Genomic DNA, 22,776 nt, shown 5'->3' on the forward strand with positions numbered 1-22,776 from the left:
CAGCACTTTCCGGGGTTTTCGCGCCCCGGACCGAGCTGAAGGAGCCCGATGGCAACCACCAAGACCCCCCAGCCCGTCACCGACCTCCCCGCCCGGTACCTCACCCCCGAGGACATCGCCGCCCTCTTCGAGGTCCCCCTGGAAACCGTCTACCACTGGCGCAAGCAGCGCACCGGCCCGCCCGGATTCCGCGTCGGTCGGCACGTCCGCTACGACCCCGCCGCCGTCCGAGCGTGGGTCGCTCAGCAGAGCGGGTTCGACGCCATCGCCTGACTCGTCTCTCACCGGCCCCTGCCGCCCCCGTCATGGGGCGGCACGGGTCTTTCCCGTACGTCGAAAGGAATCGCAGCCACCCATGGCCGGCCACGTCCAGGACCGCTGGTACAAGACCGAGACTGACCCCGACGGCAAGGAACGCCGGGTCAAGACTGACCGCTACGGCACCGGCATGCGCTACCGCGCCCGCTACATCGGCCCCGACGGCACTGAGAAGTCAAAAAGCTTCCCCGACAAGCAGAAGCGCCTCGCCGAGAAGTGGCTCACTAACATCGAAGCGGACATGACGCGGGGGCAGTACGTCGACCCACAGGCAGCCAAGACGACGTTCCAGCAGTTCACCGAGACGTGGCTCAAGTCCCACAGCGTGGACCCGAGGACGCTCGAGTCCATGACGTCGCAGCTCAAGCTCCACGCGTTTCCGCACATCGGCTCGCGGCCCCTCGGTTCGTTCCAGCCCAGCCATATCCGGGAGTGGGTGGCAGTGCTCGAATCGACCGTGGCAGGGTCGTATGGGCGGGCCATCTACGCGAACGTCCGTGCCGCGTTCAGCGCGGCCGTGGACGACGGCCACCTGAGCCGGAACCCCTTCTCGGCGGGCTCCGTCCGGCCGCCGGCGCTCGACGCGAAGCGCGTCGTTCCCTGGACCGCTGAGAGGGTTTTCGCCGTGAGACAGGCCATGCCCGAGCGGTACCGCGCCATGGTCGACCTGGGGGCGGGGTGCGGCATGCGTCAGGGCGAGATCCTGGGCGTGCCGGTGGATGCGATCGATTTCGACGCCGAGACGCTCCATGTCGGGCAGCAGCTCAAGCTCAGCCGGAGCAAGCCGGTGTTCGCCCTCCCCAAGGGCGGGAAGGTACGTGACGTGCCGCTGCCCGGCCCCATCGCCGATGTCCTGCGGGCGCACATGAAGCAGCACTCGCCGGTGGAGATCACCCTTCCTTGGAGGACGGCCGACGGGCCGAAGGTGACCAAGCGCCTCATCTTCCTTGCTCCGGGCGGCAACCACGTCTGGCGTACCTCGCTGAACGAGGAGGCGTGGAAGCCCGCTCTCGTCGTGGCCGGCGTCATCGCCCCGCCGGAGACCAAGGAGGACCGGCACGCCGCCGCTCGCGAGCACGGGATGCACGCGCTGAGGCACTTCTACGCCTCCGCCCTCCTGGACGGAGGCGAGAACATCAAGGCCGTCAGTGAGTACCTGGGGCACAGCAACGCGGCCTTGACGCTCCGAATCTACGCTCACCTCATGCCAAGCAGTCAGGAGCGCACCCGGAGCGCCATCGCGAGCGTCTACGAAGCGGCCCGATTCAAGGCCTGACGGCCCACAGGCGGCCCACGGCCCCGCTTAGGCACTCCAGTTGAGGGAAACCTGCTGGTAGAGCCGGTGCGGGGCCGTTCGGCGTTTTCTTCGACCCGGAGAAGACCTCCGCGTACCTCGCCTCGCTCACTCAGGGCTGATCGAACCCCTCGTCCGCGCCGTCCGTGGCTCCCGCCGGGAGCTCGGGCGGCGCGAACGCGTCCAGGGCCGCCCCGCCCGGGTCGGGGCGGACCGCCCCGAGCAGCGGATTGGCGGCGATCGGGGAGACCTTGACCCGCCCGCCCGGGCGCGGGGCGTGCACGACCAGGCCGTCGCCGGCGTAGACGGCCACATGGGTGGCCTCGGGGAAGTAGACCACCAGGTCGCCGGGGCGCAGCTCGTCCAGCGGCACCTTCGGGAGGGTCCGCCACTGTTCCTGGCTGGTGCGCGGGATCTCCCGGCCGGCGCTCGCCCACGCCTGCGAGGTCAGTCCCGAGCAGTCGTACGACTCCGGACCCTCGGCGCCCCACACGTACGGCTTGCCGATCTGGCGGACGGCGTAGCGCAGGGCCTCGCCGCCCTCGCGCGACGGCGTGCGCCGGACGGCCAGCACTCCGGAGTCGACGATCTCGCGTTGGGCGCCCGCGGTCTGCGTCCGCTCCAGCTCGGTCACGCGGGCCAGCTGCGCCGGGGACAGGGAGGCGAGCAGCCGCTCGACCTCGGTGAGCCGGGCCCGGACGTCGTCGCGCTGCTTCCGCTGCCGCGAGGCGAGTGCGCGCTGCCGCTCCAGGGCCTTGCGGGACGCGGCCGCGAGCGCGTCGGCCTGCCTCGCCGCGTCTTCGAGCCGGGAGACGGTGGTGGCGCGGTCGCGGGCCGCGCGGGCCACGACGTGCTTGCGGTCGAAGGCGTGCTGCGGGTCCGGGGCGAGGAGCACCTGGAGGTAGGACGAGAGCGCCGTGGCCGCCGCCCGCCCCTGGTACTGCTCCCGGGCGAGCCGCCCGGCCGCGTCCCGTCCCCGGTCGAGGGCCTGACGGGCGGCGGCGAGCCGGTCGGTGACCTTCTTGGTGTCGGCGGCCTGGGCCTTGAGGGCTTCCTCGGTGGCGTTGTGGGTCTCGGTCGCCTGCTCGGCCTGCCGGTAGAGGGTCTGCAGCCGGGTGAGGAGGGCGGCGACGGAGTCCCCTCCGGGGGACGGGAGCGCGGCGGCGTCGTCGGTGTCGGGGGCGTTGTCGGTGTCCGGGGCGGCTTCGGGTGCGGGGCCGTCCGGTGTGCCGTCCTCGGGCGCGGGGTCCTCGGGTGTGCCGTCCGTGGGCTCGGCAGGCTCGTCGTCGGGCAGGCCCTCGGGCAGGTCGTCGGGCAGGTCTTCGGGTGGTTCCACCGGCGGGTCGGAAGGGATCACGGGTTCGTCCGCACGCGGGCCGTCGGGCGACCGAGAGGGCGGCCCCGAGGGCCGCGCCGGAAGCCGCGTCGGCGTCCCGACCGGTCCGTTCAGGGAAGGCAGGGCCCGGTCCTCCTTCAGGCCGCCGCTCTCCCGGCCGCCCATCGGGCCCGCCGGGCCGGTGGCCGCCGTCGGGGAGGCCGGCACGTCGGTCGGCGCCCCGGCGGGCGGTGCCGCCGTCAGCGCCGTCGTGGCGGCGAGCACCGCCCCCGTGCAGATCGTGCGAAGCAACCTTCCTGACACGTCATCACCTCCACGGGGATGATGACGCACAGAATCATGCGATTAACGCATTAAGGGGCGTTTCGGTGGGGAGGGCTCACTCGTTCGGCGGCGGGGACGCCGACCGGGACCACGGCCACTTCAGCTCGCGCCGCTCGCGGCCCCCGGGGGCGTACGCGTAGACCCAGCCGCGCTGGATGCCGAGCCGCTTGGTGTGCCCGGCGGGCTCGCGGCGGTACGCGTACACGGTCGGCGGGCCGCCGTCGGCGTCGGGCACCGGCACCTCGTACCACTTCGGGGGGTGTCCGGTCGGGCCGAGGAGGACGGGCAGGACCCGGCCGTCCAGGGGGCCGCCGCGAAAGGGGGTGTTCTCGCTTCTCACCCCACCAGTCTCATATGAGGTGGGCCGCCTCGCCGACCACCGGGAGGACCCGCCGGGCCAGCGTCCCCACCGGCCCGTCCGGCGTCTCCTGCGCGAGCAGCCGCTTCACCACCGCGGCCGTCTCCTCGTCCGTCGCGGTCGTCGCCGCGAGGAGCGCGACGAGATGGTCGACCAACCAGCCCCGCAGTTCGTCGGCCGGGGGCCGCTTCTCCTCGTCGAGCCAGATCAGCGAGGCCGCCTCGACGGCCGCGATCCACGTCCGGACCATCATGCGCAGCCGGTTCCCGGGCCGGTCCACGCCCAGATGGACGAGGATCTGCTCGGCGGCGGCGCGCCGCACCTCGTCGACGATCGCCGTGGTCCGCGAGGTCTCGGCGACGCTGCCGCCCCGCAGGAGGGCGCTGAATCCGGCGTCGTGCTGATCGACGAAGGCCAGGTACCGGTCGAGGACCCGGACGAGCCGCTCGGTCGGCGAGCCGACGGGCGGCTCGGTGAAGCACAGCTCCAGCTCGTCGGCCGCGGAACGCAGCGCCGCCTCGTAGAGCTGCTGCTTGCCGCCGGGGAAGTAGCGGTAGACGAGCGGCCGCGAGACACCGGCCGCCTCGGCGACGTCGTCGAGCGAGACGTCGTCCGGCGCCCGGTGCGCGAACAGCGTCAGGGCCGCGCCGAGGAGCTGGATCCTGCGCTCCTCGACGCTGAGCCGGCGGTACGCGGGCGACGCGGGCGTGCCGGGACTGGTCATGCCACGCAGCGTAACTCCGCGGGCCGACACGCAGGCGGCCGCCGCCGGCCCGACCGGCGGCGCCGGGTCCCGCCCCGGGCCACCGCGCCCGGCCCGCGGCCCGTTCACCAACCCGGCCCCCGGCCTGCGCGCCCCAGCCCGGCCCGTACACGTCCTGACGTGTCCACCGGGGCTACGCCAGCAGCCCGGACGCCTTCCACAGCCGCCGCCCCGGCCCCCGGAGCACGCCGATGTCGTCCAGGAAGTCGGTCAGCCGCCTGGCCCCCGACTGCATCACCTCGCGGCGGTGGCCGCTCGCCTTCACCTGGGCGACGGCCTCGCGGCGGTCAAGCCCGACGTTGTCGTACACCGCCGGGTTGATGAAGCAGACGGAGAAGACGCGGGCGGCCTCGCCGCAGCTGAGCCGGGTGAACTCCTGCTCCCAGCGCGGGGCGGTGACCATCTGCCGCCGCAGCTCCTCGCGGGCGTACCGCACGTGCCGTGCCTCCTCGACCACGTGGATGCGGGTCACCCCGCGCACCAGCGTCTGGACGCGCTCGTCGGGGAAGGTCAGACGCTGCATCCAGTCGAGGATCTCCTCGCCGAGGAGCGTGGCGGCGAAGGAGCCAGGGGTGGTGGAGACGGTCTTCAGGACGCGGGCCAGGTTGTGGTAGATCCGCGGCACGGGGTAGGCGGGCGCGCCACCCTTCTGGATCATCCTGGCGAACATCATCGAGTGCCGGCACTCGTCGGCTATCTCGGTGAGGGCGTAGCGCACGTGGTTGCTGGTGACCGACTTGTCGTAGATGTGCCGGACGAGCAGCTGCATCAGAATGATCTCGAACCAGATGCCGAGCGAGGCGAGCGACGCGGCCTCGTGGCGAGCGAGGTCCATCCGCTGCTCCTCGGACATCCGCTTCCACAGCGGGGTGTCGTAGAGGGACACCAGCTCGGGTGGCCAGAACCACTTGCCCTCCTCGACCGGGGCCTCCCAGTCGAGTTCGGTCTCGGGGTCGAAGGAGTGCTTGAGGGAGGACTCGAGCAGCCGCTCGGCGACCTGTTCCCGGTCGCGGAGGGGGCCCAGGGCGTCCCGGAGGAGGGTGAAGTCTTGCTCGGTCAGGGCGGTCATGGCGGTGGGGCACCTCGCTGTGCTCGCGGTCGGGTGGACGGGATCGCGGTCGGTCGGGTCAACGGGATCTCAGTCAGGTGAACGGGATCGCAGTCGGTCGGGTGAACCGGATGGCGGTCGGGCACCGGCGGTCACCCTTATGAGACTGCTCGTCAGCAAGACCGTCAATCCCCTGCGCGCCACTTGTTGACCCCGTGTCTACCAAGGTGTGAGCTTGAGGACGGCCCGCTCATCGTTCCGAGTGAAGGAGGCGTCGGTGTCGACGCACGACCTCTACACGAAGGCCCCCGGGGAGCCGATCTGGCCCGTACCGGCGGCGGGTTCGGCCCGTTTCACCTGGGAGTACGACGACGGTCGCGACCGTCTCCTGGCCCTCTACCAGAAGGGCAAGGACAAGCAGTGGGACAGCGTCAGGCGCATCGACTGGGAGCTGGAGGTCGACCCGTACGACCCCCTCGGGACGCCGGACGAGGTGATGACGCTTTACGGCACCCGCCACTGGGCGAAGATGACGCCGAAGGACAAGGGGGAGATGCGCCGGCACTACACCTCCTGGCAGTTCAGCCAGTTCCTCCACGGCGAGCAGGGCGCGATGATCTGCGCCGCCCGGATCGTCGAGTCCGTCCCCGATCTCGACGCCAAGTTCTACTCGGCGACCCAGACGATGGACGAGGCGCGGCACGCGGAGATCTACGCCCGCTTCCTCCACGAGAAGATGGGGATGCTCTACCCGATCGACGACAACCTCCGGAGCCTGCTCGGCGACACCCTGCGCGACACGCGCTGGGACATGCCGTACCTCGGGATGCAGGTCCTGATCGAGGGACTCGCGCTGGCCGCCTTCGGCATGATCCGCGACACGACGGACAAGCCGCTGCCGAAGCAGATCCTCGCGTACGTCATGCAGGACGAGGCCCGTCACGTGGCCTTCGGCCGCATGGCCCTGCGCGACTACTACCGGCAGCTCTCGGACGCGGAACGCCGCGAACGCGAGGAGTTCGTGATCGAGGGCTGCTACCTCATGCGGGACCGGCTGCGCGGGGTCGAGGTCCTGGAGAACTTCGGCATCCCGAGGAAGGAGGCCGAGGACCTCTCCGAGCGCAGCGAGTCGCTGCGCCTGTTCCGCAAGCTCCTCTTCAGCCGGATCGTGCCGTGCGTGAAGGACATCGGCCTGTGGGGCGAACGCCTCCAGAAGGCGTACGTGGACATGGGCGTCTTCGACCTCGGCGACTCGAACCTGGACCTGCTGATGACCCAGGACGAGGAGTACGCGGAGGCGTTGGACCGGGAGCGGTTCGCGGCCGAGGAGAAGGCGCGGGTGGAGGAGGTACGCGCGGCGGTGGAGGAGGGGGCGGACGAGGCGTAGGGCGGCCGCGCTCAGGGCCGCCGGTGCCGGGACCGCGGCACCCTGCCCGGCCGGGCGTTCACGGACGTGACGTAGCGTGCCCGGCATGAGCATCCCGCCGCCGTCGCAGAATCCGCAGCACCCCCACCCGTACGCCGGGCAGGTGCCGCCCCCGCAGGCGCCCCAGGGGTACCCGCAGCAGCCGGGAGCGTACGGGCCGCCGCAGGGTGGTCCGCACCACGGAGTGCCCCCGCAGTACCAGGGGCCGGCGGGGTGGGGTCAACCGCCCTTCGGCGCGCCCGGGCAGGGGCCGCGGAAGAAGCGGACCGGAATGGTCGTCGGCATCGCACTCGGGGCCGTCGTCGTGGTCGGGGGCCTTGGATTCGCCGGTACGTCCCTGTTCGGCGGCACCGGGGTCACCGGTTCGTTCCCCGAGGCGACGCACCGGCTCGTGGTCCCCAAGACCCTGCTGGACGGCGAGTACAAGCTCGTCAGCGACGCCTCCAAGACCGAGGGCAAGGAGGTCGAGGACACCTACGACCCCACCGTCAAGGACGCGAAGGCCGCCATCGCCCAGTACGGCGGCAAGGAGAACGCCGTCCTCGTCGTCTCCGGCTTCCACGGCCGCCTCAAGGACCCCGAGGGCACGCGCGCCGCCATCCTCAAGGGCGCCGTCGACAAGCAGTCCACCCTGGTCGTTCCCCCGAAGGACTTCACCCCGGCCGGCCACGACGGCCTGACCGTCACCTGCCAGGTCACCACCTCGAAGGACGCCACGGGGACCGCGACCCTTCCCATGTGCGCCTGGGGCGACGACAACACCGCCTCCTTCGTCGCCGTCGTCACCACGGAGTCGGCCGTCGCCGACCCGAATGACGTCGACCTGGCCGAGATCGCCGAGACCACGGCCGAGGTCCGCGCCGAGATGCGCAAGCCGATCGGCGGCTGACGGCTTTCCGATCCCGGCCTTCCGATCCCGGCTTTCCGCTCCTGGAAAGGGGTGAGCCCCGGCCGCCTGCCGTGAGGCAGTGACCGGGGCTCGGTGTTCAGCGGGTGGGTTCGGGATCAGCCGAGGGCCCGGACACCGCGCCAGTCGACGGCCAGGACCGTCCTGACAGGCGCGTTGGTGTTGGTGGTGGACGGGTAGTACAGCTTCATGTTGCCCGTGTCACCGAAGCGGGCCCAGATGTCGGGCACGCCGTCGTTGTTGACGTCGGGGATGCCGATCGCCGAGGTGACGTTGGCCTCGGTCCAGTTCGTGCCGAACGCGACGTCGCCGTTGGCCGAGTTCGCCGCCACCTTGATCGACTCGAGGTCGACGCTGCCGGCGACAGCGCCGGGCTTGCCGTGACGGGCGTACATGTTGCCGTTGTCGAGGTTGCGCCACAGCAGGTCGGGCGTGCTGTCCTTGTTCATGTCCGCGATGTTGACGATGTCGCGGCGGGCCCAGGCGGAGCCCTCCATCAGCGTCGCGGTCTGGAAGGTGGCGCCGGTGTAGCCGGACAGCACCCAGAACGCCGTCCCGGCCCGCACGGCCAGGTCGGGCAGCTTGTCGCCGGTGATGTCGCCGATCGCCTTGATCTGCGTCCAGGTGGACGGAGCCGGGGCGTTGGACGGCAGACGGACCTTGATCCGGTCATCGACGTTGAAGCTGCCGTAGCCGTCACCGGGGTAGAGCCAGAACTGCTTGTCCGGGGTGACCGCGAACAGGTCGGTCGAGCCGTCGCCCGGGTAGGCGTCGTTGTAGTGCGTGATCAGGGAGGCGGTGCCGGCCGTGTCGATCCAGTGGTTCGGCGGGTCGACCGCCGAGTCCTTGGTCACGTACGAGGCGGTCAGGCAGCTGTACAGCTCGCCGCCGGTGCCGGCGGCGGCCGGGTCGACGGGGGCACCGACGCAGTTGCGCAGCTTGCCGTCCGGGTGGAGCACGAGCAGGTCGGCGATGTCGTCGCCGCCCGTGTCCATCGGGCCGTCGGCCCGGTCGCGCGGCGGCAGGTAGAAGGCGTAGTCGCCGCGGATGCTCTGGTTGCCCGAGACGTCGTAGGCGTACACGTTCAGCCAGTTGGGGCCGGCGTGCCTCGGCTGGATCCCGGTCAGGGTGACCTTGCCGTTCACCGGGGCCGGCGTCTCGATGAGCGCCTCGCCCTCGAAGGCGTACTTGAACTTGGTCGCGCCGGTGGCGGTGAAGGTGAAGTCACCGGGGGTGCCGAACTTGACCTTGGCCCAGGTCGCGCCGTCGCTCGTGGCCTCGGTGAACACGGTGCTGGTGATGTCCGGCTGCGGCGGCGCGGTCGGGTCCACGGTGATGCGGCACGGCTCGGTGGTGTTCGGCGGGAAGTACGAGGACACGGCACCGACCTGGTCGATGGCGTGGACGTCCCACGAATACGTCGTGTTGGCCGTGATGTCCTTCAGCATCGGGTCCGTGGCGGAGATGATCCGGGTCGCGGTGCCGGAGGAGTTCGGGGTGATGTCGACCGGGGCCGGGACCGTCCCGCCGGTCTTCCAGAAGCGGAAGCGCAGCTTGGACAGGTTGCCGTCGTTGTCCTTGGCGTTGGCCGACAGGGTGATGTTGGTGCGGCCGATCGTGACGCCGGCGCCGGGGCCCGGGGTGCAGGCGCCACCGGGGGAGGTGGTGCCGAGGGTGGGCTCGTAGGGCGGGGTGTTGTAGTCGACCTCGAGCGTGGCGGAGGTGGCGCGGAACTTGCGCCAGGTCTGCGTGTCCGTCTCGGTCGTGGCGCGCATGCCGAAGGTGATGTTCGACCAGCCGGCCGTGGCGGCCTTCTGCGCGGCCGCCTTCACGTTGGTGTTGTCCCAGGCCTCGTACTCGTCGGGGCAGGAGGTGGACCAGCCGTGCGCGAAGGACTTCGACTGCAGGTGCGTCGACCAGGACGGCTGCGCGTTCCACGTCGTACCGGTGGAGATTCCGCCGGTCAGGTAGAACTTGAACTCGCGGTCCGTGCAGGACCAGGAGTGGTTGTTCAGGACCTTGTAGGAGGCCCGGGTGATCGTGGCGCCCTTGATCTTCGGGTCGAACTTCATCCGCCAGAACGAGCGGCCCAGGCCGCCGGTGTCGCTCTCGTAGCCCACGCGGGCATCGGAGGTGCCGGAGGAGAAGTTCGTGCCGTTCCAGAAGCTGCTGTTCGGGTACTTCCGGTACGCCGTCGTCCACGCCTCGTAGGGCGTGTTCAACGTCGGGTCGACGAAGACCGGGAACTTCACACCCGCCTTGGTGAACAGGCCCGTCGCCGCCACGTTCAGCGAGAGGCGAGCGGTGCTCGTCTTGTCGCCGTCAAGGGCGACGGGGAGCTGCGCGGACTGGGCGCCGGGCTCGATGCCGGTCAAGCCGGAGAGCTTGAGCACGTCCGCCGGCGTGCCGGTGGCGGTACGGGGCGTGGCCTGGGCGGCGGGCAGCTCGGGGTCACGGCCGCTGGAGTCCCACGCGAACGGCGTCGGGATGGAGGCGACTTCCCTGCCGGCCTTGTCCAGGACGAGGACGCGGCTCTTGGGGGCGTCGAGCTGGAAGGTGGCCGTCTCGGAGCGGAGCCCGTACGCGACGGACTTCAGCGCTTCCTGCTTGGCCGCTTCGGGGGTCTTGACGATGAGGAGCTGGGCGACACCGCCCTCCTCACGCGCGACCAGCAGCAGGTCGACGCCGGGCAGGACCTCGGAGTACAGGGCGCGCGGACCGTCGAGGACCGGCTCGGGCAGGGCGCCGGGCCAGGTGTACGCGACGGTGTGACCGGCGACGTCCATCTCCGCGAGGACGGTCTCACCGGGCTGCGGGGCGCGGGCGAACGAACGGTCCGCACGAGCGGCGTCCTTGCTGCCGCTGGAGAACCGGACCGGGACGGCGGCGTTGACGGGCACGATGCCGAGCCCGCGCGGGGCCTTGGCCGACCGGACCAGCTTGTTGTCGATGGGCGCCCACTCGCCGTCAGCGTTCTTCGCCCGCTGCGGTGAGGCATGCATCCGCGTGCGCATCTGCCCGTTCGGCAGGGCCCACGTCTGCTCAGTCGCGGTGGTCGCCGTGTCGACGAGCACCTGCTTCCGGGTCCGCTTGGCCTCGGCGACAGCGGCCGCCTCGTCACGCGGACCGGTCGAGGCCGGCTTGGCGTCCGTCGCCTTGTTCCCCTGGGCGACGGGCGGGGTCTGGGGCTGCCACCAGGGGAGCAGGGCAGCGGTGAGGGCGGCCAGGACGAGGCCGAGAGTCAGGGACAGCCGCGTGCGCGTGCGCACGAAGGGGCTGAGAAATCTGGGTGGCGGCGCGGACACGGCGGTCTACTCCCGTAAGGCCAGGTGGACATGGGCAGCACAGACAGCCCCAACGGCAGGCCGCGGGGCATAAGTGGGCACACGATCACACGTGCGACACAGGGAGTCCACAGGTGAAGGAGTTGCGAAAGCGTTATGAATGGCTTGCAACTACGCGGGTAGCCGAACGGGTTGTCCGACTTGCCCCTTAAAGCGGCTGACCCCGAGGCAAATATGACGATCTGTCGACTCTAGGAGGAAGATCGTCAGCGGTTGGGTTTGGGTGTATTTGCACCGTGGGGCATCTCACGTCGAATCCGTGGCCCCTGCATTTTTCGTGTTGAAAAATACCGCGGACATGACAGAGAGTTCGCACGCACGCGCCTGAAGCAGGCGCGTGCTTTTGGTGTTTCCGCACCTTCTCTGTTGTCTGTTTTTCCTGGGTGGGAGTCGACGCGATGCGTTCTTCAGGTCCACCGTCATGGCTGGGGCGGGGACGCCTAGCCATGACGGAGTCACAACGACAGCGCCGGCGGCTGAGCCGCACGGCGACTGTCCTCTTGTTGTCCTCGATGCTGACGGTCACCTCCCTGAGCTCCCAGGCGTTGGCGATTCCGGGCGACGGGATGAGCCGCGAGGAGCAGACCTCGCAGGTCGACCTCCCGGACATTCCCCAGAGCACGGAGCTTGACGGGGATGAGACGGCGCAGAAGGCGCTGACCACGGCGCAGGAAGTTCCGATCACGCCGTATGTGCCGAAGAACGTCACCCCCTGGGTGGCCGACCTCGGTACCGCCACGCTGACGGCGACGAGCGAGCCGGGCACCACGGTCCCGGTCTCCGCGAATCTGCCGATCGCGATTGGTGTTCCCGAGGGCGGGGACCCGGCTGCGGTAGACGGTCAGTGGAGTGTCGACCTGAAGCCGGTCGAGGCGTCGCAGGACGCCGGCGTGTCCGGCATGATCATGAAGGTCACGCCGCCGGCCGACGTCGACCCGGCCGCGCAGGTCGCGCTGAGCGTCGACACGACCGGGTTCGCCGACCTCTACGGTCCTCAGGCCGCGGAGCGTTTCGGTCTGACGCTGCTGCCGGAGTGTGTGTACTCCGACCCGAACGCGGGTGAGTGTGCCGACGACGGCACGACCACGATGGCGGGCGGCAAGGACGAGGGCGTCGGCTTCGAGCGTCTGAAGACGTCGGTGGAGCAGGTTCCTGCAAAGGATGCCCCGACGAAGTCCACCGCGGCGAAGGGCGCCAAGACCCGCACGGTGCTGACCGGCACGATTCCGGTCGCCAAGCTCCTTGACGACGAGACCGCCGGCGCTTCCAAGGCTTCGGCCCGCAAGGCTTCCTTCTCGGCGGCGGAGACGTCGACCGGCGGAGGCGCGGTCGGCATGATGGACACCGGTTCCTCGGCGAAGGGTGACTTCACGGCCTCGCCGCTGCTGTCGTCCGGCTCCTGGTCGGCCGGTTCCTCCTCCGGTGCGTTCACCTACAACTACCAGGTGCAGGTCCCGGAGACCGCCGGCGGCCTGATGCCGAAGATCGGCCTGGGCTACTCGTCCCAGTCGGTCGACGGCCGCACCTCGGCGTCGAACAACCAGGCGTCCTGGATCGGTGACGGCTGGGACTACAACCCGGGTTCCATCACCCGCACGTACGCCAACTGCCGCCAGGACTCCAAGCGGGCCGGGTCGAACAACGCCACCCACAAGACGGCGGACCAGTGCTACGGCTCGGAGAACGCCACCCTGTCGCTGGGCGGTATGACCACCGAGCTGGTGTGGGACGCGGCCAAGAACACCTGGTTCACGGCCAACGGTGACGGTTCCACGATCGAGCGGATCAAGGACACGTCCAAGGACCCGCGCACCGGCACCGGCATGATCAAGGACGCCGACGGTGAGTACTGGGTCGTCACCACGAAGGACGGTACGAAGTACCACTTCGGTCTGAACAAGCTCCCGGGCTGGTCGGACAACGGCACCGCCGCGGACGACCCGTACACGGATTCCGTGCTCGCGGTGCCGGTGTACGGCAACCACGCGGGCGAGCCGTGCTACAAGGCCGGTGACTGGAAGAACTCCTTCTGCAACCAGGCCTGGCGCTGGAACCTCGACTACGTCGAGGACATCCACGGCAACGCCATGTCGCTGTGGTGGAAGCGCGACCTGAACTACTACGCGCGGAACTTCAACTTCAAGGCCCCGGTCGAGTACCACCGCGACGGCTACCTCTCGCGTATCGACTACGGCCAGCGCAAGGAGAGCATCTTCTCCGCCCCGGCCCCGGCGCGGGTGAACTTCTCCGTCGAGGAGCGCTGCTTCACCGAGGGCACGCTGACCTGCGCCGAGGAGAACTTCACCTCGAAGGACATGGGCAAGTACCGCATCTGGTACGACACCCCGGCCGACCTTCGCTGCGCGCCGGTCACCACGACCTACAAGCAGAAGTGCTGGAACGCGGGTCCGACGTTCTGGTCCCGCAAGCGCCTGGACAAGATCACCACCTCGGCCCAGCGCCGCACCGACACCACGGCCCGCCAGGTCGTCGACGAGTACAAGCTCAACCAGAACTTCGCGGCTCTGAAGACCGGCGTCAACACGGCTCTGTGGCTGGAGTCGATCTCCCGCACCGGTTATGCCCGCAACGGCTCCACCGACGCGAGCGTCACGCTGAACTCGGTGCGTTTCGAGTCCAACGCCGAGGACATGCCCAACCGCGTCATGCGCGGAGCGAGCGATCCGCGTCCGGGCTTCTCCCGTCTGCGCATCGACCGTGTCATCAACGAGTACGGCGGCGAGACCGTCGTCACCTACAAGCCGGCCGAGGGCCAGTGCGCCACCGGCATCGGTCTGCCGATCAAGACCGACACGGCCGGCCTGAAGGCCAACAACCGCCTGTGCTACCCCACGTACTGGAACCCGGACCCCGAGGTCGAGGACATCGACTGGTTCCACAAGTACGTCGTGGACTCCATCGAAGAGCTTCCGAACGTGGCCGGCTCGTACGGCACGAAGACGTTCTACGAGTACAAGAATGCCGGCTGGAAGCTCGCCGAGGCCGAGTTCACCAAGAAGTCCACGCGCACGTACTCCCAGTTCGCGGGCTTCGAGCAGACCACGGTCCTGACCGGCCCCAAGCCGTCCGATGTGGACAGCGGTGAAGGCTCCACGGGCGAGAACACGCCGGGCGTCGACGCCCCGCGGACCAAGGCCGTGAGCCGCTTCTTCCGCGGCATGGGCGAGACCGTCCCGGTCAAGGACGTCCACGGCAACGTCATCAAGGCGTCCGACGGCTCCACCGTCTACGACCACGAGGCGTTCGCCGGCCGCATCGCCGAAGAGCTCTCCTACACCAACGCCACCGACGCGGACACCAACTGGCTGACCCGCAGCGTCACGATCCCGGAGGCGACGGAGCTGGCGAGCCGCGACCTCGGCGACGGGCTCAAGCCGCTGAAGGCGTGGCGGGTCACGGAGCCCGAGGAGATCGCGTACACCAAGTCGTCGGGCCTGAACACGGACGACCCGCGCACGCTGCGCTCGGTGAAGACGACGACGACGTACGAACCGACCTACGGGCTTCCGACGCTTGTGGAGTCACTCGGCGACACCGGCAAGAACGGTGACGAGTCCTGCACCAAGCTGGATTACCTGCACCAAACCGATGCGAACCTGATCGGCCTGTCCAAGCAGGTCATGGTCTCGCCGACGACCTGCGCGAACGCCAACTGGTCCGACCTCGGCTCGCTGACGGGGGCCAACCGTACGGCCTACGACGGCACGTCGTACGGGACCGCGCTCGGGGCCTCGACCCGCGGTCTGGCCACTCAGGCATGGACGCTCAACGGTGCCGGCAGCGGCTTCCAGAGCACGGGGACCAAGGAGTTCGACGCCGTTGGTCGGGTGGTCAAGGAGACCCCGGCGGACCAGCTGACCCAGCCGACGCCCAAGTCCTCGACGATCAAGTACGAGGCCATCGGGCCGGCCACCGGTCAGGTCTTCAAGGTCACGTCGACCAATGTGCTCGGCCACACCCAGGTCAACGAGCTGGAGCCGGGCCGCTCGGTCACCGTCAAGACGACCGACGCCAACAACCACGTCAGCGAGGCCGTGTACGACCCGCTGGGCCGGCTGGCCGAAGCGTGGGCTCCGGGCCGGACCCCCGCCGCGGGTGCGGTGCCCGACTTCCGGGCCGAGTACACCATCCCCAAGCCGGAAGTGGATCCGCAAGACGCTGAGCGCGAGATCCGCAGGCCTCCGTACGTCACCACGTACGCGCGTGGTTACGAGGACCGGATCGAGAAGTCCGTCACGCTCTACGACGGTCTGGGCCGCGAGCGGCAGTCGCAGGAGCAGGCGGAAGGCGGCGGCCGTCTGATCACCGACACTCTCTACAACGACGCCGGTGAGATCTACCAGACCAACAACGCCTACCTGAACCAGGACGACCCAAACGGCGAGCTGTTCACCCCTCTGGCGGACACCGCGGTTCCGAACATCACCCGCTACAAGTACGACGGCCTCGGCCGCGTGCTGGAGGAGATGCCGGTCCTCAAGGTCAAGCTCCCGGGCACGACCGAGGCCATCTCGCAGGAGGTCCCGGAGCGGGCCGTCCGATACGAGTACGGCGAGGACTGGTCGAAGGTCATCAACCCGCAGGGCGACTCGTCCTACCGTGTCTGGACGGACGCGACCGGCCGCACGCTGCGAACGGACACCTTCAACCCGGCGGCCCCCGGCGGGTTCACGTCGACGCGCTACGAGTACGACGCGCGCGGCCAGGTCATGAAGGCGACCGCTTCGGCGGACCCGACCCACCCGTGGTCCTGGACGTACAACCACAACGCCCAGGTGGAGACGGCGACCGACCCGGACTCGGGGACGACCCGGACCGCCTTCGACAGCTTCGGCCGGGTTGAGACGACCACCAATGCCCGTGGCATCACGATCTGGAACGGCTACGACGAGTTGTCGCGGCCGAAGGAACTCCGGGAGAACAACGCCACCGGCAAGCTGCTGGCCTCGTTCACGTACGACACGGTTGCCGGCGGCAAGGGCATGCCCGCCACCGCCACCCGCTACACCGACGGCGAGGCGTACACGCAGGCGATCAACGGCTACACCAAGGAGTACCAGCCGACCGCGACCACGCTGTCCCTGCCGCAGTCCATGGTCGACACGTGGGGTCTGAAGAAGGACTACCGGTACGACTACACCTACAACGACCGCGGCATGCTGGACGAGACCACCCTTCCCGAGGTGGGCAAGCTCGGCGCCGAGAAGCTGGTCGTCCGCTACAACAAGGACGGCAAGCCCCTCTCCATCTCCGGCAAGGACTGGTACGGCTCGGAGACGGTCTACTCTCCGTACGGCCAGGTCCTGCGCTCCACCCTCGGTGCGCAGCCGTACCGGGTCTGGACGCAGAACTCCTACGACGAGTCCAGCGGTGAGCTGGCCGAGCAGTCGGTCTACCGCGAGAAGGGCGGCCCCAGCGACACCACGGCCGACAGGAGCGTCGTCGGGGGCAACCTGGTCTCGAACCGGGCCTACGGCTACGACGCGTCCGGCAACGTCACCTCGATCCAGGAGAAGTCCACCGGGATCGCGGAGCGCCAGTGCTTCGCCTACGACCCGATCGGGCAGCTGAAGTCCGCCTGGACCTCCAAGGACCAGACGAGCTGCGTCAACCCGAGGAACGCGGACGGCTCGCTCAACAAGAACGCGGACGGCACGCTCCGGGTCGCTGCCGGTGCGGACAGCTCCGGCTACTGGCAGGAGTACGAGTACGACCTGCTCGGCGACCGCACCAAGCTGACCGAGAACGACCTCACAGGCGACACCACCAAGAACGCGGTCACCACGTACGCGTACGGCAAGAACGCCGCCAAGGACCAGCCGCACACGCTGACCAAGGTGTCGAAGAAGTACAAGACGCCGGCCGGCGCCGACGTGACCGCCGAGGTCACCCGGCTGTACGAGCTCACCGGTGAGACCAAGACGATCACCTCGGTCGAGAACGGCGACAAGCAGGACCTGACCTGGACCTATGACGGTCAGGTCGACCGGATCACCGGTGCGGGCACCGGCGGCAAGACCCCGTACGTGGGTCTCGGCCAGAAGTGCCTGGACCTGAAGTCGGGTCTGGGCGCGACCGGCCAGCCGATCCAGCTTTACGGCTGCAACGCCTCGATGGCGCAGAACCTCAAGTTCACGCCCACCCCGGGCACGGCGGCGTCGCCGCAGGCCGACCCCAACCGGGGCTCGCTCTCGGTGAACGGCTCCTGGTGCCTCCAGCCCGCCGCCAACACGGCCGGGTCGGCGGTCCAGGTCCAGGTGTGCAACGGCTCGGCCGCGCAGGAACTGAAGCGCAATACCGCCGGTCAACTGACCCATGCCGCCTCCGGTCTGTGCCTCGCGGTGCAGGGCGCGGCGAACGTGAACGCGACGCCGATCGTGCTCGCCACCTGCGACGCCGCTTCCGCGGCCCAGCAGTGGCTGCCGCAGAACGACACCCGTCACGTCTACGGCCCCGACGGTTCTCGTCTGCTCACCATCAAGGGCAAGCAGGCCACGCTCCACCTGGGCGAGGCCGAGGTGACCGTCCAGCAGGGCGGCGTCCTGGTCAACACCCAGCGCACCTACCCGGTTCCCGGCGGTGCGGTCATGCGCTACGCCTACGGCACCGGCGGGGACACCCTGGTCGCCCAGACCACGGACCACCAGGGCAGCGCGTACACGGAGGTCGCCCTCAACGGCGGTCAGTCGGTGCGCATCCGCAAGCAGGACCCCTTCGGCAACGAGCGCGGCACCACCGGTGCCAACCTCCAGAACCACAAGGGCTTCCTGGGCAAGACCCGCGACGACGCCTCCGGCTTCCAGCCGCTGGGCGCCCGTTTGTACGACCCGGTGGTCGGACGTTTCCTGTCCGTCGACCCTGCGCTCGACATCAACGACCCGCTGCAGGCCAACGGGTACGCGTACGCGCAGAACAACCCGGTCACGTACTCCGATCCCACGGGTCTGGCTATCAGCCTGACCGCCTCCGAGCGGGCCGCGGCCCTCGCGGGCGCGGGTCTGTCCGCGGCCCAGGTCGCGCAGGCGCAGGCGACTATGGGCAAGTCCCTGACCTCGGTGATCCTCTCGATCGCCTGGGAGACGCTGAAGGACTTCATCGGCATCAACGACGCCATGGCCTGCTTCGGCGGTGACATGTGGTCGTGTGGCAGCATCATCCTGGACGCCATTCCATGGACGAAGCTCGGTAAGATCCCGTCGGTTCTGAAGGCGATCAACCGCACTATCGACGCCATCCAGGCGTTCAAGGCGGCCAAGCGCGCCGCGGAGGCGGTGCTCAAGGCGGCCAAGGCAGCTGAAGCGGCAGCTTTGCAGGCCAAGAAGGCAGCCATCGAGAAGGCCAAGAAGGAGGCTGCGCAAAGAGCCAAGAAGAAGGCAGCCGAAGAGGCCAAGAGAAAGGCCGACGCGGCGGCTGCCGCAAAACGGAAGACGGGTAATCCCACCCAGAAGCAGGCCCAGGCCAAGTCCGCGCCCAAGTCGTCCTCCCACTCCGGGTCTGGCGGCAAGAGCTCCGGAGGCGGCAAGAGCTCGGCAGGTGGTGGCAAGTCCGGTGGTGCCGGTGGCAGCTCCGGCGGATCGTCCCGGTCCAATGGTGGATCCAGCGGTGGTGGCGGTTCCGGCAAGGTGCCCAGCACGCGTGGTGATTCCAATGGCAGGGCGCCGAACGTCGACATCGACCGCGCGCCGGCGAACTGGGACCTGGACCAACGCCTCGCGGAAGTCGCAGAGCGCGTCCCGACCTACGCGGCGCTTGCCTCCAGCGCGGCGACGCGGACCCGCACGTTCGTCGGTGCCATCAACACTCGTACCGGCGATACCGTGCTCGCTTCCTCCGGCGGCGGATACTGCGCCGAAGGCAATGCGTTGATTGCCTTGGGAGGAAACATCGACGAGGTCATCTTCACCAATGCGTATCAGATGGCGCGGGACAGCGACCGCAAATGGACGGCCATGCTGAAGAAGGTGTGCGTAAGATGTCAGGCGGACTATCCCAGCCGCGACAATTTCGTACCCGGGATTCAGGGTGAACCCGGCGGCCCGTGGGGAGACTAGAGGCAGTGGCGATGAATCTCTTCGAGATCGAAATCCAGAAGCTCGATTGGGAGCAGATGGACTGTGGTTGCGGTGAGAGGGCTGCGCACCTCCCGGGCATGATCAGGGATCTGGTCGGCCTCGGCGAGGAACATGACAATGGCGAGGCGTTCCTTCCCGCGGTGCAGGACCATGTGATGACACCGGGCGAGAGCCTCGTGTCGGCGTCGTCCGCCTTCGTCTCGGTGGCATTCGCCGCCCTGCTCGGTCCGCTGTCCGAACCCGCGAGGCGTGAGACGCTCGGGTCGTTGCTGCGTATCCTCGGCCCGGCCGTGGATTCCGGGGCCCCGGAGGCGGCTGATTGCGTCGCCGCAGCACGCGAGGGCCTATGGGTCCTCTACGCGGAGGTGATGCAGGGCGAGTCGCTCGCCGGTGCCGCCTACGCGTTCGAGTCGCTCATGCTGATCGAGGAGGACCTGGAGAGGCTCCGCGCAGTGCAGGCCGCTGCCGGCGACCGCCTGCCCTGGGACCTGCAACAGGAAGAGATCTGACGCCTGGCGTTTCCGCCACGCATCGAAGGGGTGAAGCCCCGGCCGTGACGGCCGGGGCTTCACCCCTTCTCGTGGTCCGAGGCGGTGAAGCCCTTTCGCGCCTCACCGCCCCCGCCCCTCCCTCTCCAGCCGCAGCCCCTCCTCCATCACCGCCCGTGCGATCGGCGCCGCGCTCCCGCCCCCGCTGATCTCCGTCCTTCGCGCCTCCGCGTCCTCGATCACCACCGCGACCGCGACCGCCGGCTGGGCCGAGTCCGGGGCCTGGGCCCAGGCGATGAACCAGGCGTAGGGGGTGCCGATGTTGCCCAGGCCGTGTTGGGCCGTGCCCGTCTTGCCGCCGACCGTGGCGCCCGGGATCGCGGCGGGGGTGCCCGTGCCCTCCGTGACCGCCTTGACCATCAGGCGCTGGAGCTGGGTCGCCGTCGAGGGGCGCATCGCCTGGCGGTAGGTGCGGCGGCCCGTCGTGGCGACCGTCCGACCGCCCGAGGTCGTCGTGCGTTCCACCAGGTGGGGGTGGGCGATCTCGCCGTTGTTGGCGACCGCCGCCGCGACCATCGCCATCTGCAGCGGCGTCGCCGTCGTGTTGAACTGCCCGATCGAGGACAGCGCCAGCTGGTCGTCGCTCATCGACGTGTCGAAGTTCGACTTCGCCACCCAGGTGGGGATCGTCAGCCTCGTGTCGTCGAAGCCGAAGTCCCGGGCCGCGGCGGCCATCCCCTCCAGGCCCACCTTCACGCCCAGGCCGGCCATCACCGTGTTGCACGACCACTGGATCGCGTACGCCAGCGAGGCGTTCGCGCACCCCTTCGCCTCGTTCGGCAGCACGTGCCGCGTGCCCGGCAGGACGAACGGGTCCGGGGTGTCCGTCGGCGCGTCCACGTCCGTCACCGCGCCCGTGTCCAGGGCCGCCGCCGCCGTCACGATCTTGAAGGTGGAGCCGGGCGGGTAGGTCTGCCGGATCGCCCGGTTCAGCATCGGCTGGTTCGGCGAGGTGGTCAGCCGCGCCCACGCCTCCTTCACCGCCGGCCCCGTCCCCGACAGCTCTCCCGGGTCGTACGAGGGCGAGCTGACCAGCGCCAGGATCCGGCCGCTCGACGGCTCGATCGCCGCGACCGCCCCCCGCTTGCCCGCGAGCCCCCGGTACGCCGCCTCCTGCATCGACGCACGGATCGTCGTCACCGTGGTCCCGCCGGGCTGCCGCCTCCCACTGAGGTCGTTCCAGAACGGCAGCGGCGCCAGCGCCGGGTCCGCGCCCGACAGGACGGAGTCCTCGGCGCGCTCCAGCAGGGTGGAGCCGTACGTCTGCGAGGCGTGGCCGGTCACCGGCGCGTACAGCGGGCCCTGGGTGTAGGTGCGCTCGTAGCGCAGTTGCTCGCCGCTGTCCCGCGAGCCGGTCACCGGGCGCCCCTCGACCGTGATCGCACCGCGCGGCTGGCCCCAGTGGGCGATCGCCGGGCGGCGGTTGGCGGGGTTCCCGTCCAGCGACTCGGCCTGGAAGACCATCACCCGGGCCGCGTTGACGAGCAGCGCCACCAGGAGGACGAGACAGAGCGCGGCCGCGCGCCGGATGTACGGGATCACCGGGCCTCCTCCACCACCGGCGCGACGATCCCGGCCTCCGGCACTTCGGGCCGCGGGGCGCGCGCCGAGTCGCTGACGCGGATCAGCAGGGCCACGATGACCCAGTTGGTGACCACGGACGAGCCGCCCTGCGCGAGGAAGGGCATCGCCATGCCCGTCAGCGGGATCAGGCCCATCACCCCGCCGGCGATCACGAAGACCTGGAGCGCCAGGATCGAGGCGAGGCCCGTGGCGAGCAGCCGTCCGAAGGGGTCGCGCAGGGCGAGCCCGGCGCGGTAGCCGCGCGCGACGAGCAGGGCGTACAGCAGGAAGAGCGCGGTCAGGCCGACGAGGCCGAGCTCCTCGCCCGCCGTCGCCAGGATGAAGTCGGACTTGGCGGCGAAACCGATCAGCACGGAGTGGCCGCTTCCGAGGCCCGTCCCGAGCATGCCCCCGGCCGCGAACGCGAAGAGGGACTGGGCGAGCTGGCTCGGCCCGTCACCCGCCTCGATGGAGGCGAAGGGGTTCAGCCAGTCCTCGACCCGGCTGTGCACATGCGGTTCCAGCGAGCCGACGGCGAACGCGCCGACCGCCGCGAGCAACAGCCCCACCGCGATCCAGCCGGTCCGGCCGGTCGCCACGTACAGCGTGATCACGAACAGTCCGAAGAAGAGCAGCGAGGTGCCCAGGTCCCGCTCCAGGATCAGCACGCCCACGCTCAGCACCCAGATCGCGACGATCGGACCGAGCACCCGGCCGGTGGGCAGCTGGAGCCTCCAGATCCTGCGCCCGGTGTACGCCAGCGCGTTGCGGTTGGCGGCGAGGTACGCGGCGAAGAAGACGGCCAGCAGGATCTTGGCGAACTCGGCGGGCTGGAAGGAGAGTCCGCCGATCCTGATCCAGATCCTGGCGCCGTTCACCGCCGGGAAGAAGATCGGCAGGACCATCAGGGCGAGCGCGGTGGCCATGGACACGTACGCGTACCGCTGCAGCACCCGGTGGTCGCGCAGCAGGACGACGACGGCGATGAACAGCGCCACGCCGAGCGTCGACCAGATGAGCTGGGTCGGCGCGGCCCGGTCGTACGGCGTCTCCAGGTCGAGCCGGTAGATCAGCACCAGGCCCAGGCCGTTGAGGAGGACCGCGATGGGCAGGAACAGCGGGTCTGCGTAGGGCGCGCGGAAACGGACGGCGAGGTGGGCGACGAGCGCGAGCAGGCCGAGGCCGGCGCCGTAGCGGGCCGCGTCCGGCGGTACGGCGCCGCTTCCCGCGAGGCCGACCCCGGCGTAGCCGCAGACGGAGATCAGGACGGCGCAGACGAGGAGGGAGAGCTCCACGCCGCGGCGCTTCGGGACGCGCAGCCCGGGCGGGGGAGCGTCCGCCGTCGTAGCGGTCATGGTCGGCAACGTAGCAAGCTGTATGCCTTATATCCCTTATGTGTGACGGTGTGCCGCCATCGCTCCGGTGGCGCCGCCGCCCCGCCCGGGCCGCGCGCC

13 protein-coding genes are annotated in these 22,776 nt (G+C 69.8%); 6 read left to right on the top strand and 7 right to left on the bottom strand.

The genetic code is table 11. The annotated features are described in order from the left end of the window. Positions 1-48 precede the first annotated feature (48 nt). Both ACZ68P_RS05305 and ACZ68P_RS05310 read left to right on the top strand, forming a co-directional pair. Positions 49-273 carry a helix-turn-helix domain-containing protein gene (locus ACZ68P_RS05305; RefSeq protein WP_471002900.1) on the top strand — a complete coding sequence of 75 codons (225 nt, stop codon included), beginning with the start codon at positions 49-51 and terminating at the stop codon, positions 271-273. An 82-nt stretch (positions 274-355) separates the two neighbouring features. Beyond that, positions 356-1,594 (top strand): tyrosine-type recombinase/integrase, encoded by a 1,239-nt coding sequence (locus ACZ68P_RS05310; RefSeq protein ID WP_471002903.1) that lies wholly within the window; start codon positions 356-358, stop codon positions 1,592-1,594. A gap of 130 nt (positions 1,595-1,724) precedes the next feature. On the opposite strand, the gene ACZ68P_RS05315 is transcribed toward ACZ68P_RS05310, so the two are convergent. From ACZ68P_RS05315 to ACZ68P_RS05330, 4 genes are all read right to left on the bottom strand, one after another. After that, on the bottom strand, positions 1,725-3,251 hold the full coding sequence (locus ACZ68P_RS05315; protein ID WP_471002906.1) for a C40 family peptidase: 1,527 nt from the start codon (positions 3,249-3,251) through the stop codon (positions 1,725-1,727). Between the two features lie 76 nt (positions 3,252-3,327). After that, complete coding sequence (locus ACZ68P_RS05320) at positions 3,328-3,612, bottom strand: hypothetical protein (protein WP_471002909.1); 285 nt, start codon at positions 3,610-3,612, stop codon at positions 3,328-3,330. A 10-nt stretch (positions 3,613-3,622) separates the two neighbouring features. Continuing rightward, positions 3,623-4,354 (bottom strand): TetR/AcrR family transcriptional regulator, encoded by a 732-nt coding sequence (locus tag ACZ68P_RS05325; protein ID WP_471002912.1) that lies wholly within the window; start codon positions 4,352-4,354, stop codon positions 3,623-3,625. A 172-nt stretch (positions 4,355-4,526) separates the two neighbouring features. Further along, positions 4,527-5,462, bottom strand: a complete 936-nt coding sequence (locus tag ACZ68P_RS05330; RefSeq protein ID WP_471002915.1) for an AurF N-oxygenase family protein — start codon at positions 5,460-5,462, stop codon at positions 4,527-4,529. A 256-nt stretch (positions 5,463-5,718) separates the two neighbouring features. On the opposite strand from ACZ68P_RS05330, the gene ACZ68P_RS05335 reads away from it, so the two are divergent. Together ACZ68P_RS05335 and ACZ68P_RS05340 are read left to right on the top strand one after the other, a co-directional pair. Beyond that, positions 5,719-6,828 (top strand): ferritin-like domain-containing protein, encoded by a 1,110-nt coding sequence (locus ACZ68P_RS05335; RefSeq protein ID WP_471002918.1) that lies wholly within the window; start codon positions 5,719-5,721, stop codon positions 6,826-6,828. Between the two features lie 85 nt (positions 6,829-6,913). Then, positions 6,914-7,756: a hypothetical protein gene (locus tag ACZ68P_RS05340; RefSeq protein ID WP_471002921.1), complete on the top strand. Its 843-nt coding sequence runs from the start codon at positions 6,914-6,916 to the stop codon at positions 7,754-7,756. Positions 7,757-7,872: 116 nt separating this feature from the next. Here ACZ68P_RS05340 and ACZ68P_RS05345 read toward each other — a convergent pair whose 3' ends face one another. Continuing rightward, entirely contained in the window at positions 7,873-11,043 is a 3,171-nt protein-coding gene (locus ACZ68P_RS05345; protein ID WP_471002924.1) for a hypothetical protein, read from the bottom strand. A 587-nt stretch (positions 11,044-11,630) separates the two neighbouring features. On the opposite strand from ACZ68P_RS05345, the gene ACZ68P_RS05350 reads away from it, so the two are divergent. Further along, positions 11,631-19,190, top strand: coding sequence for a ricin-type beta-trefoil lectin domain protein (locus ACZ68P_RS05350; RefSeq protein ID WP_471003875.1), 7,560 nt, complete (start codon positions 11,631-11,633; stop codon positions 19,188-19,190). Positions 19,191-19,195: 5 nt separating this feature from the next. Continuing rightward, positions 19,196-19,720, top strand: coding sequence for a hypothetical protein (locus tag ACZ68P_RS05355; RefSeq protein WP_365721296.1), 525 nt, complete (start codon positions 19,196-19,198; stop codon positions 19,718-19,720). 102 nt (positions 19,721-19,822) lie between these two features. Here ACZ68P_RS05355 and ACZ68P_RS05360 read toward each other — a convergent pair whose 3' ends face one another. Together ACZ68P_RS05360 and ACZ68P_RS05365 are read right to left on the bottom strand one after the other, a co-directional pair. After that, on the bottom strand, positions 19,823-21,301 hold the full coding sequence (locus tag ACZ68P_RS05360) for a penicillin-binding transpeptidase domain-containing protein (protein ID WP_471002928.1): 1,479 nt from the start codon (positions 21,299-21,301) through the stop codon (positions 19,823-19,825). Then, on the bottom strand, positions 21,298-22,677 hold the full coding sequence (locus ACZ68P_RS05365) for an FtsW/RodA/SpoVE family cell cycle protein (RefSeq protein ID WP_471002931.1): 1,380 nt from the start codon (positions 22,675-22,677) through the stop codon (positions 21,298-21,300). Before ACZ68P_RS05365 ends, ACZ68P_RS05360 begins: the two co-directional genes overlap by 4 nt. Between the last annotated feature and the right edge of the window lie 99 nt (positions 22,678-22,776).

The sequence above is a fragment of the Streptomyces sp. NPDC036822 genome (genome assembly GCF_055609145.1).

Excerpts from the sequence above, each read along its gene's own strand:
- ACZ68P_RS05305 (WP_471002900.1), top strand. The coding sequence starts at position 49 with ATGGCAACCACCAAGACCCCCCAGCCCGTCACCGACCTCCCCGCCCGG.
- ACZ68P_RS05310 (WP_471002903.1), top strand. The coding sequence starts at position 356 with ATGGCCGGCCACGTCCAGGACCGCTGGTACAAGACCGAGACTGACCCC.
- ACZ68P_RS05325 (WP_471002912.1), bottom strand. The coding sequence starts at position 4,354 with ATGACCAGTCCCGGCACGCCCGCGTCGCCCGCGTACCGCCGGCTCAGC.
- ACZ68P_RS05330 (WP_471002915.1), bottom strand. The coding sequence starts at position 5,462 with ATGACCGCCCTGACCGAGCAAGACTTCACCCTCCTCCGGGACGCCCTG.
- ACZ68P_RS05340 (WP_471002921.1), top strand. The coding sequence starts at position 6,914 with ATGAGCATCCCGCCGCCGTCGCAGAATCCGCAGCACCCCCACCCGTAC.
- ACZ68P_RS05350 (WP_471003875.1), top strand. The coding sequence starts at position 11,631 with ATGCTGACGGTCACCTCCCTGAGCTCCCAGGCGTTGGCGATTCCGGGC.
- ACZ68P_RS05365 (WP_471002931.1), bottom strand. The coding sequence starts at position 22,677 with ATGACCGCTACGACGGCGGACGCTCCCCCGCCCGGGCTGCGCGTCCCG.